Here is a 14,467-nt window from a genome sequence, read left to right on the forward strand (position 1 = left end):
TCCTATATTTTTTGATTTTTCATTAAAGTACTTCTGAAGGTTGTTCGTTTAAATATAGTTCTTTGTAAATATCATTTATTCTCATGAGTTCGTCATGAGAACCGATTGCCGCTACTCTACCACGATCCATAACTATTATTTTATCTGAGTTCTTAATAGTGCTTAACCTATGTGCAATAACAATTCGAGTACAAGCGAGTTGAGCAATACTGTCCTCAATTAAATTTTCTGAGATGTTATCTAAAGCACTAGTAGCCTCATCCAACAACAATATTTTTGGATTTTTAATTAATGCTCTTGCCAAAATTATGCGTTGTCTTTCTCCACCCGAAAAATTGACTCCTCCTTCAGACACTTTACCTAAGACACCCATCGGTAGTTTCGTAATCACCTCCTCTAAATTAGCTTGACGCACAGCGTTGTCGAAATTTTTTGCGTATTTTAAGTTCCCCATCGTTATATTTTCTAAAATGGATTTGTTAAACAAACGAGCTTCCTGCAATACAACACCGATTTGTGATCGTAAATGTTTTAAATCAACATCTTTGATATTTATTCCATCGTAAGAGATTTCTCCTGAGGATTGTTTATATAAACCTACAATGAGCTTTGCTAATGTACTTTTTCCAGAACCTGAGGGACCGACGATTGCGACACGTTCACCTGATTTTATTGAAAACGAGATATTTTCGACAATTGGGGGACTGAATGAGTCATGTGAAAACGTAACTTTTTCAAATTTCAAGTTTCCTGTAATCGTGGGTTTAACAAATTCAATGTCGTCATCTTTCTTCTCTATCTCTGGTTTTGTATTAACCACATCCATCAACTTTTGAATATAGGAAGACATATATATAAAGTCGATATAAGTAGAACTTATGGAAATCAAAGGAGCCATTATTGATAGGGAGATTGTACTAAAGGAAACGAGAGTTCCAATTGTGATTTCTCCAGAAAGAACTTGTTGACTACCAAGCCATAGTATAGTCACTGGGAGTATAAATTGAATAGATGAAGACACAGATTGAATCAGAGTATTCCAAATGTTACTTTTCTCTGAAATTAATAGTTGCTCGAGATATTTATTAAGCCATTCAGAATAGATAGAGTCCTCGTTTCCAATCATTTTTACGTCAGAGATGCCATAGATGTTATCGGCCAGCAACTTTTGAACAGTACTTTGTGATAAGACTGACTTTTCAGAGAAGTTTCTAAGTACTTTTGTATTTAGAAAAACAAAAAACAAAGCTATGCTGGCCATTACTAGAACTATAGTAGTTAAGTAAATAGAATAATAGAGCATGATTGAGAGATAGGACATTACCAAGAATATGTTAATAAATATACTGACTGAGTTATTCGATAAAATTTGTCTTATATAAACATTAAGGTTCGATCTATAAATCAGTTCTCCACTTGAACGATTCTCAAAAAACGAGTATGGTAATTGAAAAATTTTTTTTACAAACATAGACATTAGGTTTTTATCTAATTGAGTCTGAAGTTTCGCGACAAAAAAACCTTGGAGTCCAGTCAACAACATATTAAATACAATCATTATTAAAATTATGTATCCTATCAGCTGAAAAACTTCATCAAAATTATTTGAGAATATTTCATCAGTAATCCACTTAATAAAGATAGGTGAAGCAATCGCTACGGATTGTAATGCTAGCGAAAGGAAAATGATTAACGATACTTTTTTAACATTTTTCAACATTATTTCCCTTAATAAAGGTAAATAACTTTCTTTTTTCTTTTTTTTGAAATCGCTAGTTACATTAAAGTACATAATACTCTCAGAAAAATTTGAGTTAAACTCATTTCGTGAAATTTTTTTTCTTCCGGTCTCTGGATCTACTATGTAGAACTTATCGTTTACTATTTTTTCTAGTACAACGAAATGATTTTCATTCCAATGCACAATTGCAGGTAAATCGTTTCTTTGAATTTGACTAGTGGAGACTCTAAATCCCAAAGACTTCAAACCAGAGCTCATAGCAATCTGTGAAATATGATAGAATGAACCTCCGTTTTTTGGTATACCAAAATCATTTCTCAGTTGTGTCAATGTGACGTGTCGACCATAGTAACTAAAAATCATGGCAACACAAGCCAAGGCGCATTCACTATGCTCCATTTGTTCAATGTAGTGTATCTTTTTCAATGTTATAGTGCACCTCAAATCATAAAAACTTTAAAACCAAATACAAATATATCATATTTTATTAAAAATAGTAAAAAAAGTAACATTTGAATTTATATGTTACTTTTTTTATATATATTAACTTTTGAGAATATTATTGACATTTATTTTCCTTAAAGATACATTTGTCATGCGAATAATGTAAAATTATCGCAAAAAATATTAGGGGGAATTATAGTGCTAAGAAACGAAGCGTTAAAGAAAGTCGCATCTAGCAATCCTGCTGGAGACACTTTGACAGCAATGTCAATGGAAGAATTATCACGTGTAAATGGAGGAGGAGATGTTGGTGCAGAGCTTACGCCTACAACTTCTACATACCTCTGCATCGGTGTTGGAATTCGATTAAGTTCACAAAAATGTGCATACGTTGGTGGGACAATTGTAAGTGGAGTTCTTTCTAACGCTAAATGTTAATTCAAGAGGAGGACAATTGTATGAACCGAAATGAAGCGATTTTGAAAATGTCTAAATCAGCAGATCCTGCTGGAGAGAAACTTCGCGCATTATCTCAAGACGAACTATCACTGGTAAGTGGTGGAGGGGATGTTCAACCCGAAACTACTACCCTATGCGCTTTTACAGGTGGAATAACGTTCTCTGTAGCGATGTCCAAGCTATTTAAATGCGGTCCGAACAAATAATATATTTTAATCGAGAGCGCTATAATGTCTTTAACGTTATAGCGCTCTATTATGTAAAAAAATTGAGTTAATAGAGGTGTATAAAATGAATACTATCACTCATGAAGGTAAAGTATTATTGTTCAAAAAGTTAAAAAAAGCATTTTCGATTGAAGAACGTAAGGCCTTTATTCCGAACGAAAGACTTACAGAAAAAGAAATAAAGAATATTATTGATGAATGGAAGTCTTTTACACATATGTCTGACTCCTCAATATTAGAGAGGGTAAAATCTGAAAATCTAACTTTAGAAGATTTTGCACATATTCTTAAGTTGTCAAACGATGAACAATATATAGAACAAGAAATCAATAGAGACTTCATACCAATGTGGTATGAAGAATTGAAAGACATATTTGATCTTTGTTCGGAAAATCCGATTTCTAAAGTCTCTGAACATTCAATGAGCCTTGCATTTAGGCCTTTTTATTTATGGGTGAATAAAAACTTGGTCGAATTCATTGATGAAAATCAATATTTGAAAACTAAGGTTGATTCTGAAAAACTCATTGACTCACTATTAGTTAATCTTGAAACTGGAATAATCAAAAACGGAATTAGAGCTGTAATTTTTGAGTTACACGTTTCAAAAGAAATGGGCGAATTAAAAGGAGAAACTTCTAACGACCGCTACAAGTTTTTCATAGAAAATTGTCTTGCTGAAGAAAATTATTTACACTTTTTTTATAGTGAGTATCCGGTTTTGGCAAAGATTCTTTATACGCAGTGTAGTGATTACTTAAAAAATATAAAAGAAGCTTTAGGAAATCTTGAGAAAGATTACTCTGTTTTACAACCGATGTTTAATTTTTCAGATGAGAAGTTGGTATCTATTAAAAGTGATTTGGGTGACTCTCATCAACGAGGTAAAACAGTAATGCGGTTTGAGTTCGAATCGGGAAAAGAAATATTATATAAACCAAAAAATTTAGGGCTATCAGCTCACTTCAATAACTTATTAAATTGGTTTAATAAGAAAAACTTCTCCCCTCAGTTTAAGAGTTACAGATCTTATACTTCAGAAGATTATGCTTGGGAAGAATTGGTAGAATATAAAAGCTGTGAATCTGAGGAAGATGTTAGGAAATACTACGAGAGATTAGGTGGACTTATCGGAGTATTATACTCTATTAATGGAGTTGACTTTCATTCTGAAAATGTCATTGCACATGGAGATTCTCCAATTCTGATTGATATTGAAACAATTTTTCACCATCAAAGACAAGTTGATGAAAATGAAAAAGTGACAGCTGAATATAAAGCTCGGCATAAAATTAATGATTCTGTGTTATCAATTGGCTTACTCCCTCATTTGGCTTTTAAAAGCGCGGAAGGGAAGGGTATTGACCTTGGCGGGATGAGTATTACAAATGAACCATTACCTTTGGATATTTTTGCTATCGAAAATGATCAGACCGATGAAATTAAATTTGGGTTAAAAAAATCAGTCATTAATAAACTAGATCAGAATGTTCCGATTTTAGATGGATTACTTATTCCGCCAAACGATTATGTAGATTACATCATTAAAGGCTTTGATAAGGTAATGGAAATAGTTTTAGAGAATAAAAATGAACTCATAGCTGATGGTGGCATTTTAGATAGCTTCAAATCAGATATCATTCGAATTATTCTCCGTCCAACACAATACTATGGAAACTTTATCATTGAAGGAAGTCACCCTGACTATTTAAGAGACTGGATTGAAAGAGACAAAATGATGGAGAAGATATGGTTTACATTTTTAGAAATGGAACCAATATCTCATGAGAAGAGAGATCTATTGAATAATGATATTCCTTTCTTTTATTCTTATCCAGGGTCGACGAGCTTGATGTCTGGAGAGGGAGTAGAAATTAAAGCATATCAAAAGAAATCAAGTTTAGATTTCGTCAAAGAACGTATTGAAGGGATAAACATAAATATAATCTCAGAACAGAAATTGTTTATTGATACATCAATCCAAGGTAAAGGACATGACAATTTTGATAGTCTTAATACTATCAAATGCGACATGGAGAATGTTCAATCTTATAATAAAAATTTAGTATTTCTTGAAGCGATTTCGATTGGAGATTGGCTGATTGACACAGGTATTTATGGAGATTTTAACGATGTTACATGGACTACCTTAGATATTAATTATTTTAATCAATGGGAGATTTCTAATTCAGGTAACGGCCTATATAATGGACTAAGTGGGATTTTAATGTTCTCTGTGTATCTCTATAAAACAACAAAAGAAACTAGATTTAAAGTATTAAGTGATCAAATAGTGAATTCGATATTATTAACTAAAGTAAATAATTTAAATTTCAAGAGCGCATTTTTTGGTCATACTTCTTCAATTTATGCATTATTGCACTATAAAAAAGTAATTGGCACAGAAAATCCAAAGGTGGATGAATATATTGGGCTGGTTGTGAAAATGTTAGAACAAAATATTGAAAAAGAAGAATTGTTAGATTTATTGGGTGGAAGTAGTGGAATCATAATTGTACTTGTAAACCTTTATGAATCGACAAAAGATATTAATGTATTGAATCTGGCAATTAAATACGGACATCACCTTTTGAACCATTCAGTGCGGTTAAGTGAAGGAATTGCATGGAAAAGTTCAGACAATGAAAAACTACTATTAGGTGGACTTTCACACGGTACTAGTGGTATTGCATGTGCACTATTTAAACTATATGAACATACAAGTATAGAAGAGTTTAAGTATGTAGCTGAAGAAGCAATTAAATACGACAAGAGTTTAATGAATAAAGAAAAAGAAAATTGGTGCGATCTTCGTAATAATCAATATAACTCTCATCATTGGTGCAATGGTTCTGCGGGAATCGGCATCAGTCGAATTTTATTGAATCAATATTTATCAGAGGAAACAACAGTTAACGAAGAAATAAAATTAGCTCTTGAGACGACGTTAAAAAATGGTCTCGGTCATACACATTCACTATGCCATGGTGATTTAGGTGCAAGTGAATTGTATTGTTTAGCGTATGAAGAATTTAAGGATGAGAAACATCTGGAAATCTCAAAAAAGATAGTCATGAAAGTTATTGAGGAGAAACAGAAAAACGAAAAATTCTTAACAGGGCTTACAAATCATGTGCAGATACCTGGGATGTTTTTAGGTCTCTCTGGTATCGGATATCAATTTTTAAGAGTAATGTTCCCTTGTGATGTTCCTTCAATTCTTACTCTTGAAAACATATGAGAAGATAAATTATATATTAAAATAGGGATTAAGGTCTCGCCTATCGTAAACTATGCGTGACCTTAATCTGTTTATTTTTTTATATTATAAAGGTAAATGGCACCAGCGACACTATCTAGTAGAAATACAGCAAACATAATTTTTACACCTGCATCTAATGAAATAAACGATAATCCAATTAAAATCAAGACAGAGGCGATTGATATATATAGAATATTATACATTAGGTTGACAGTTTTTAATTTGATTAATTCCCCTCGTTCATCATTACCTTCCGTACTCTCCTTAAAATTCATTATATAGAGATTAGAGATTAAAACAATTCCACCTAAAATCGCGATTAAAAAATTCATTTAAATATCCTCCTCATAAGAAAAAACTTCTAGTATACTTCTGCCAAATGCATTTGATATTTTGAATGCAAGTATAAGGGATGGATTGTACTTGTTTTTTTCTATGTTTGTTATAGTTTGTCTACTTACATTAACGATTTCAGCTAATTGCTGTTGGGTCCATTTTTTTTCTCCCCTATACATTGCTAATTTATTATCTAGCAATTTGCTCACGTCCCTTCATAATATAACTTACTTATATAGTAACATATATAAAACATTTAGTAATGTATTTTTATCATAAAGTCGCAAATATATTACTTAATCCTTAAATCCATGATAAAAGGATAACATGTACGTGTTTCTGTGAGAGATTGGAGAATCGCGTTGCTCTGTCTTTTCATGAATGTGTATTGGCGATGTTTGGATTGATGAAAAAATGAGTGCTTGTTTGGTGAAAATGGTCGTTTTTCCTACGTAAGCCCTGGGCTTGTTTCAAACAAGCCCAGAGCTTATATGAAATAAACCGAGATGTCGAGCGGTCAGATTCAAGGTATTGTTGAGCTATCAACAGGAGAGGATGATTCAAATGAGTCACACATTGGACCAGCAAACAATCAAAGAGATGAAAGAGGTATTGCTTAGAAGACTTCCTGAACGGATGGACATCGATCCTGAAGCTTTTGAGTTGGTAAGCATGGACATCTTTTGTGAGGTGAAAGAAGGAGAACGATTAAAACAAATGACGGTCTTCTTTAATACAAACACGCTTCAAGTACATAACTGATTGTTTCAAAATGTATACATGTATACTTGTAGATTTGTATACGTGTATACATTTATTTTTCTCACTTGAGTCTTTAACGAGGCGTGAATCCCATAAGTATCGGGAATCGGTCTATAAAGACTGAAAGGGTGAGACGTGGTGGACGAGCGGCTACTTGATGACTATGCGTTCGATGGATTGGATCCGTTCGTCCGGGCCGTGTTCTCTGAACTGATGGAACATCCTGAGTGGCTACGTGTCGTCGACAGGGAACATTGCGTCGAGAAGGTCGTCCGGTTCGATGAAGGACGGAACTCGCCCTACTTTCGTATAGTGATCTATCTGGACGCAGAAGAGCGTCCAGTCAAGATTGTGTATCTGTATGGAACTTGGGTGGTGGCGGATGGGGATGTCAGCTTCGTTGTCTCAGATCTATCCAAAGGTGTATTCGAATATGAAGTGATGCATGTCCATTGGCTCATCAAGTATCGCTTTGAGGATTGGGGCGTGTCTGAAGACGGGGCATGGGAGAAGGAGTGGTGATTCGGGCTCATGCGTGAGCGTCTAACGCCAGGAGGCGAAGTCGCTCATCGCACCGCTGCCCCCCTGACGGCCCGATAACAAGAGCTGCTGGCTCACAAGCCGCATCTCTATGTTCCTGACCCTTTCTAACGGGAGGCACGGAGCGTAAGGAAAAATAAAAATCAAAGGCGTGGGCGCGTCTCATGCCACGCGAGGAACACCATTCGGTCGAATGGTGTTTTTATCTACCCGAAACATTCTGATTAATCAAAATGTTTCGGAGAGTGCTTCAGTCTTTTTAATTATCAAATACTTACTCCTTTTTACTACGAATCGATTAAAAGATAAGGAATAAATATAAAAATCTTTTTTTATCCAATTAAGTATAAATAACACTTAAAATATTTTATTGATGTAAAATTGAAAAAATATTTCCCCTTTGTTTGTAAATGTGTAAAATTATTTTAGCGACAGATTAATATAACAACAATTGTAAAATTATGGAGGTAAAGTATGCGGATATTCACTCAAAAGGCCCTCTCTGTTTTGTTGACCATCTCTCTTGTACTGTCCAATTTCCCGATGGGGAATGGTGTGCAAGCTGAAGGGAACGATTTGGAGAGTGATGAATCGATAACATTAAATATGAAGGGATCAGATCAAGAATTGATCGCCCCTGAGACGGAAGAGGACTATCTTCCCATTGAGAACATCACTGGGGAACACGTCATCGTTACAGAAGGGAAAGAAAAGGGGACATACGAATTGACCGCTTTTGATGACGCGATCAAAATCAAGAAAGCGGACGGCAAAACCGTTCCCTTAGACCCTAACCTTGAGCGTACGGAGGACGGCTATTCCCCAAAGGCGACGAGCCTTCCTCTGACCTTTGAGTCTTCTCTCGAGTCTGATTCACCGTTTATAAGAGTCGGACAGGGTGAATCGACCGTATCGTTCACATTGAAAGGACTTCTTTATGAAGATGAGCTCGTAATGCCAAGTGAGACCCCGACGGTCACAAACGAGAACCAAGTATGGCACAAAGAGGTATTTCCAAACGTCGACCTTCGTCACATCACGTTAAATGACGAAGTGAAAGAAGATATCATTTTTTATGAACAATCGGCGTTGCCTCGGGAAGTGATTTATGAATTCAAGACAGAACTTCGACCTGAGTTGAATGATAACCAAGTCTTTTTCTACCGAGACGATACATTATCGTTCACGATGCCGGTCCCGGAAATGCAAGATAGTTCAATCAATGAGAAGTCTGGACTCCCAGGTCGCTCGCTCGACGTTCAATATGAGCTTGTTCAACAAGGGGGCGATACGTATGAGTTGAAGGTTGTACCCGATCAAGACTGGTTGAAAGATCCTTCTCGAAAATATCCGATCTACTTAGATCCGACGTTGATTCGAAACGTGGGTCTCGACACGTTCGTCTCTTCGAAGTTTCCGACTTCGAACATGAACAAATTTTGGAGCTCTTCAAGGGGAGAGTATGTCTTATGGGTCGGGTATTATGATGCAACATCCGGAACGAACTATGGTTTGATCAAGTTCCCGGCTTTGTCAGACCTTCGTGGAGCAATCATCAATTCGGCAGAGGTGAACACTTTTGTCACCTGGAGCTATTATGCGACGACTAAAAACGGTCTCTGGCTTGATCGTGTAAATGAGAACTGGTCCGAGACCGGGGTCACTTGGAATACGAGACCATCGTCGACGAACTTGTTGTCCACAAACGTGGCAAGAGATCAATGGGCAAACTTCGACGTGACCTCTTTCGTCGATCAAGTCGCAGCGGGAAGCCGAACCGACTACGGATTCAAGTTCCATACGAACGGGAACGGTACGACACATTGGAAACAAATCTCGGCATCTGAGAATGGTTCAAATCGGACGAACTTGAATGTGTCCTATACTTATCCGAAGATGGCGACAGTCACGACAGAAGGGTTCTTGACGACCCCGACTGCATCGACCGGGTATATCAATGTGAACTGGCCGGCTATGTCTGGCGCGACCGGATACCGATTACAAATGTTTGACGGCAAAGGCTGGCAAACGATTTATACAGGCACATCCCGTGCGTTCACGACCAAAGACAAAAAGATTTTCCCGAAGACGACACAATATGGTGAGCGGGATTCGGGAACAGGGGGAATCAAGTTCCGCGGCGGGGATGGACAAGACCTTTTGGTCGAACCGTCTGTTTTTTTCAATATGAGCAGCGGAACGACGACGAACACACTCTCCTACCAGTTCCGTGTCATCGCGGACTACAAGCTCGGGAGCGGATCAGCCTCATCGGTGGCGAAACGTTCCCTCCAAGAATTGATACCAGATGTGCCGACGAACCTCTCGCTTGAGGTCCGCGATACAACGAACGATGACTTGGCGAGGTTCACGTTGAACTGGGAGGCATCTGAGCATGCGACAAGTTATGATATCTATGCGTTCAACGGTTTCTCCTATGAATTGATTGATAACGTCACAGGTACCAGCTGGAATCCGAGCGGCAAGCGGCTGTTCCCGACAACAAAACAAATCGAGGCGTTGCCTGTCAATACGAGAACGGCGTTCCGAAAAGGTGACGGCCAGGACTTTCCTGGTGACCCACGACCGTTATATAGCAAGAACAACCCCGATCACGATACGTATCCGACGGTGCTTCACTATTATTTCCGGGTATATGCCAAATCCTCCAAAGGCCAAAGTGGTGGGTCAGCTGTAAAGACGATGAATGTCCCTGCACCTCGAGTGACCGCGGAGGCAGTCGGATATGCAGATAACCGAAAAAACAATACCGGTTTCCTGTTTGCCAACTGGCAACCGGTACCTGGTGCGGCTGGATATAATGTCTATCTATTTAATGGAAAAGAGTACGACCTTGTCGACTCATTATCTGGAGAGGTGACGTCGTGGCATACACGTGACAAGAAGTTATGGCCGCTCGAAGGACAGTCTTATAAGCTCAACAACGACGGCGTCGTCGGACGAGGCGGTGAACTCCCGATTGATCCGAGCTCGAACTATATCTTGTCTGGCGGTAAATATGGCACTGAGAAAAAATATTGGATTCGTGTCACAGCCTATCGTGAAGCGGATAGTGAGGGTGTGCTCCTCGCTTCGAATTTTATTTCGGAAGGGAATCTAGTCAGAACATTACCGACGACACCAACCATCACGGCGATCAATGAACCAGACCTCGGTACTGAGGAATTTTATCCCATGCTTGAGACGTCCATCGGATCATTCAATGTCTTGAAGGGGAACCAATTCCTAGAACAGGTGGACGAAGTATTGCCTGGTCGAGGTCCAGAAGTGTCGGCGGCACGTTACTTCAATTCGACCTCCACCCGACTAGGGATGTTCGGTCTGGGATGGCACAGTGGCCTCGAGCGTCGCCTCGAGATTCCGAAAGATGCCGATACGAAAGTGGTCCGCTATGTCGACGCGGATGGGAGCGGACACCTCTTCCTTCGTGTACAAAGTGACGACGGAAAAGTGAGGCTACTCCCCCCGACTGGAGTGGACTACGACTTTTTGATTGATGAGGTCAATGACGAATATGTGATTCAGTTGAGCGACGGACAACGTGAAATCTATGACCGAGAAGGTCGTCTCATCGCCATGGAGTACGATACGAAAGCGCCAAACAAGAAGAACCGTGTTCGCTTTGACTATGAAGTGACCGGAGAGGCTACCCGGTTAAAAGCGGTCTATGCAGCAAGTGATGGCGGAGCGGACTCGCCCAATCGAATCGAGTTCACATATAACGAAAAAGGTTGGGTCAGCGAGATGAACGTGACAGCCTCCTCGGATGATAAGGTGGAGTCGAAAACTACTCGTTACACTTATGACGCATGGGATCGACTTGTAAGTGTGGACGGTCTCAAGGGAGAGAGCCCGACTAGAAGCTATGGCTATGAATATGACACGGCAGTATCAGTGATCGAGGAAACCGGGGAAGTGACTGCGCGTGACGCGACAGCCTCGATGATTAAGCGCCTCATTTTGCCAGGTCACGAAACAGCAGACAAGAACGAAGTCGTGGCTACCTTCGATGCGAAAACCATTTCTACGGTCAGGGAAGCAGACGAGACATTGGTTTCTTATAAGAATGTATCCGAGGAAAACACAGATGATATCACATATGAGACTCACAAGTTAAACGAGAGTAAAGAAGCAGCAGATGCCCCAGTCAAATTTGTCTTCGATAGGTTTGGACATTTGACGAAAGAGTCATCGAATGGAAAGAGCACGGTATATGAGTGGACGGATCACAGGGTTACGAAAGTGACGAACCCTGACGGGTCGATTGAATCGACCCACTATGCTACACGTGACACTGCAGACGTTGACGACACCAGGGAACTCGATGGAGCGGTTCGAAAAGAAGAAGATGCGACATCTCTTAGGACTTATGAGTATGCTGAGAACAATGATGACCTCCTCCGGATTGAAGACGAGTTCGGAATAGCAGAAGAGATTGCTTATAACGAAGACCGAGAAGAAGTGGTCAATCACGAAGAATCGGAAGAAAGAATCGGATTCACAGAATATGATGCTCTTGGGAATGTTGTTCGCGAGGGTGTAGGCTTAACGCCTGGCGTGAATCTATACGAGAATGGGGGATTCGAGTCTTCGGAAACGGTATCTCCGGGTACAATCATGATGAATGGGAGAAATGGAAAGGCTCTGCAGCTTGACAGTACGACGCTCTCACGTGAAATGGACGTCAAAGCAGGCAACCCTTACAACCTGGGTATCGATATGAAAACGACAGGAACAGCTAAAGGGAGCGTCACGTTGACACTACTCAATAGCTCAAATGTATCAGTCGGTTCATATGTGATTCGTCCGATGGGGAACCTTGACGAATGGACAAGACGTTTCGTCGAGTTCACGGCACCAGACGGAGCTACGAAAGTCAGAGTTGACATTACTTCAGAAAATGGGATCACTGTATTCGATGAGGTTCAATTGGACACGGCCAAACAAGGGCATGCCGTCTCTGCCTCGGCATTCAACCATGTCGAACAAGGCGGGTTTGATGGGGTGAACAAGTGGCAACTCTCCAAAGCTGTCACAAGCGTGACTGGATATATGAGCGGGAGTGGACTAAATCTTCTTGCCGATGGGTCGGCAAAGCAAACGATTATAGTCAATCAATCGGTAGCCAAACCGTTTTATGTCAGTGCTTTGGCCCAAAAGGCTACGAAGGACACCGTGTTACACGTGACGGCCACGTATGAAAATGGAAGTACTGTGCAAAAGACGACCTCTTTCAATAATCTTCATGTCGAAGAAACGGCGAAGGCACCTTGGCAACGGCAATCCGTTCAATTGACGTCTGAGACGAATCAGAAACTGAACAAGCTAGACATCACGATACAAAATAATTCAGGTGAAGATGTACTCATCGACGCGGTTCGGGCGTCAGTCGGACGCGTCGTATCGGAATCGTCCTATGACAGGCAAGGAAACTATGTGTTACAGGACACGGGATTGACAAAGTCACCGGTCAACTATTCGGTCGATGCTTTCGGGAACATCCTGTCCGTAAAACAGGGAAGTCATCTCCGAAAGAACACATACGATGTACGTGGACGTCTACAAACGACTGTTGCTGAGAACGGCACGAGAATCTCCTATGGATATAACGATAAAGACGAAGTGACGAGGAAAACATTTGATGCGACAGTGACCGAATATGAGTATGAGAAAGGGCGTATCACTTCGGTCACACGGCCCGGTGAGCAGACATATCGATATGAGTATGATGACGTCACGAGCCATTTGACAGGGATTACGCTTCCTTCAGGAAAAGGTATGATCAATGTCTATGATGGTGAAGGGAACATCATAGAGGTGAAGGAGAAGACCGGGGTTGAGGGGACAGCGACTGTCAGTCGCTTCAACTACGCCTATGACCAATCCACTGGGGAACTGACGACTATCTCAATGGGGATCAATGATTCGAAACAAAAACACTACGAATATGATCCGGGTAAAACAGACCCCGACGATGAGAGTGCAGGGAAAATCGGTACAGGTCGTTTGAAAGGGATCACGGATTACCATGGTGTCACCCAGAATTGGGTGTACAAAGGTGAAGGGACCACACGTACAGAAATCCTGTCCTCAATTCGGTTGGGAGACACTACCCGTGAGTTCGAATACGATGCCGCGATGCGAAATGACGCGGTAAAGATCGGGGAGAAGGGGTGGAAGTTCCGCCACAACGAGAACGGGAAGGTCACCCAGATCACGATGCCCGGACAGGGGGGAGAATCACTCGTCGCGCTTGATGAGACGGGTGCCGTGTCAGCATGGACTGCATCTGCCGGGGACAAACAAATCGCTTATGAGCGCTATACCTATGACGAGTATGGGAACTTGACGCAGTTGGACAAGGATGGACGGACGGCACTCTATTCGTACGATGCGATGGACCAGCTGGTTGAAGAGCGGACACTGGATGGGCAAACGATTACGTATGAGTATGATGCCCGTGCGAACCGAACCAACGTAGACGATAAACTGGCCGAGTTCGACAGTTCCAATCGATTAACCAAGTTCGATGGTCAAGGCATTACCTATGACCAAGATGGGAATCGTATCGAAGATGGACGCTTGACGTACACGTGGGATGCCTTGGGTAACCTGACTGCAATCCAAGAGACTGGCGGTACGAAAGCATGGCAGTTCACCTATGACGAGCAGGGA

General features: G+C 40.4%; 9 protein-coding genes. 6 read left to right on the forward strand and 3 right to left on the reverse strand.

Annotation, left to right across the window (positions count from 1 at the left end; translation table 11 throughout):
• Positions 1–22 precede the first annotated feature (22 nt).
• Positions 23–2,167: a peptidase domain-containing ABC transporter gene (locus KNO78_RS14600; RefSeq protein WP_214691658.1), complete on the reverse strand. Its 2,145-nt coding sequence runs from the start codon at positions 2,165–2,167 to the stop codon at positions 23–25.
• A 216-nt stretch (positions 2,168–2,383) separates the two neighbouring features.
• On the opposite strand from KNO78_RS14600, the gene KNO78_RS14605 reads away from it, so the two are divergent.
• The 3 genes from KNO78_RS14605 to KNO78_RS14615 all read left to right on the forward strand — a co-directional run bounded on the left by KNO78_RS14605 (position 2,384) and on the right by KNO78_RS14615 (position 6,112).
• Positions 2,384–2,623, forward strand: a complete 240-nt coding sequence (locus KNO78_RS14605; protein ID WP_214691659.1) for a mersacidin family lantibiotic — start codon at positions 2,384–2,386, stop codon at positions 2,621–2,623.
• A gap of 20 nt (positions 2,624–2,643) precedes the next feature.
• Complete coding sequence (locus tag KNO78_RS14610) at positions 2,644–2,850, forward strand: mersacidin family lantibiotic (protein WP_214691660.1); 207 nt, start codon at positions 2,644–2,646, stop codon at positions 2,848–2,850.
• Positions 2,851–2,935: 85 nt separating this feature from the next.
• On the forward strand, positions 2,936–6,112 hold the full coding sequence (locus KNO78_RS14615; RefSeq protein WP_214691661.1) for a type 2 lanthipeptide synthetase LanM family protein: 3,177 nt from the start codon (positions 2,936–2,938) through the stop codon (positions 6,110–6,112).
• Between the two features lie 71 nt (positions 6,113–6,183).
• Here the strand turns inward: KNO78_RS14615 and KNO78_RS14620 are convergent, their stop codons facing one another.
• Positions 6,184–6,465, reverse strand: a complete 282-nt coding sequence (locus tag KNO78_RS14620; protein WP_214691662.1) for a hypothetical protein — start codon at positions 6,463–6,465, stop codon at positions 6,184–6,186.
• Positions 6,466–6,648 carry a helix-turn-helix transcriptional regulator gene (locus tag KNO78_RS14625; protein WP_374193987.1) on the reverse strand — a complete coding sequence of 61 codons (183 nt, stop codon included), beginning with the start codon at positions 6,646–6,648 and terminating at the stop codon, positions 6,466–6,468.
• A 385-nt stretch (positions 6,649–7,033) separates the two neighbouring features.
• Here KNO78_RS14625 and KNO78_RS14630 point away from each other — a divergent pair, with 385 nt between their 5' ends.
• From KNO78_RS14630 to KNO78_RS14640, 3 genes are all read left to right on the forward strand, one after another.
• Complete coding sequence (locus KNO78_RS14630) at positions 7,034–7,231, forward strand: hypothetical protein (protein WP_214691664.1); 198 nt, start codon at positions 7,034–7,036, stop codon at positions 7,229–7,231.
• A 138-nt stretch (positions 7,232–7,369) separates the two neighbouring features.
• Positions 7,370–7,753, forward strand: coding sequence for a hypothetical protein (locus tag KNO78_RS14635; protein ID WP_214691665.1), 384 nt, complete (start codon positions 7,370–7,372; stop codon positions 7,751–7,753).
• A 492-nt stretch (positions 7,754–8,245) separates the two neighbouring features.
• The coding region (locus KNO78_RS14640) for a DNRLRE domain-containing protein (RefSeq protein WP_214691666.1) at positions 8,246–14,467 on the forward strand (6,222 nt) is incomplete at its 3' end.

This window comes from Exiguobacterium sp. s132, from assembly GCF_018617235.1.
Classification (GTDB): domain Bacteria; phylum Bacillota; class Bacilli; order Exiguobacteriales; family Exiguobacteriaceae; genus Exiguobacterium; species Exiguobacterium profundum.

Coding starts and splice junctions, on each gene's coding strand:
- KNO78_RS14615 (WP_214691661.1), top strand. CDS start 2,936: ATGAATACTATCACTCATGAAGGTAAAGTATTATTGTTCAAAAAGTTA.
- KNO78_RS14625 (WP_374193987.1), bottom strand. CDS start 6,648: ATGTATAGGGGAGAAAAAAAATGGACCCAACAGCAATTAGCTGAAATC.
- KNO78_RS14620 (WP_214691662.1), bottom strand. CDS start 6,465: ATGAATTTTTTAATCGCGATTTTAGGTGGAATTGTTTTAATCTCTAAT.
- KNO78_RS14610 (WP_214691660.1), top strand. CDS start 2,644: ATGAACCGAAATGAAGCGATTTTGAAAATGTCTAAATCAGCAGATCCT.
- KNO78_RS14630 (WP_214691664.1), top strand. CDS start 7,034: ATGAGTCACACATTGGACCAGCAAACAATCAAAGAGATGAAAGAGGTA.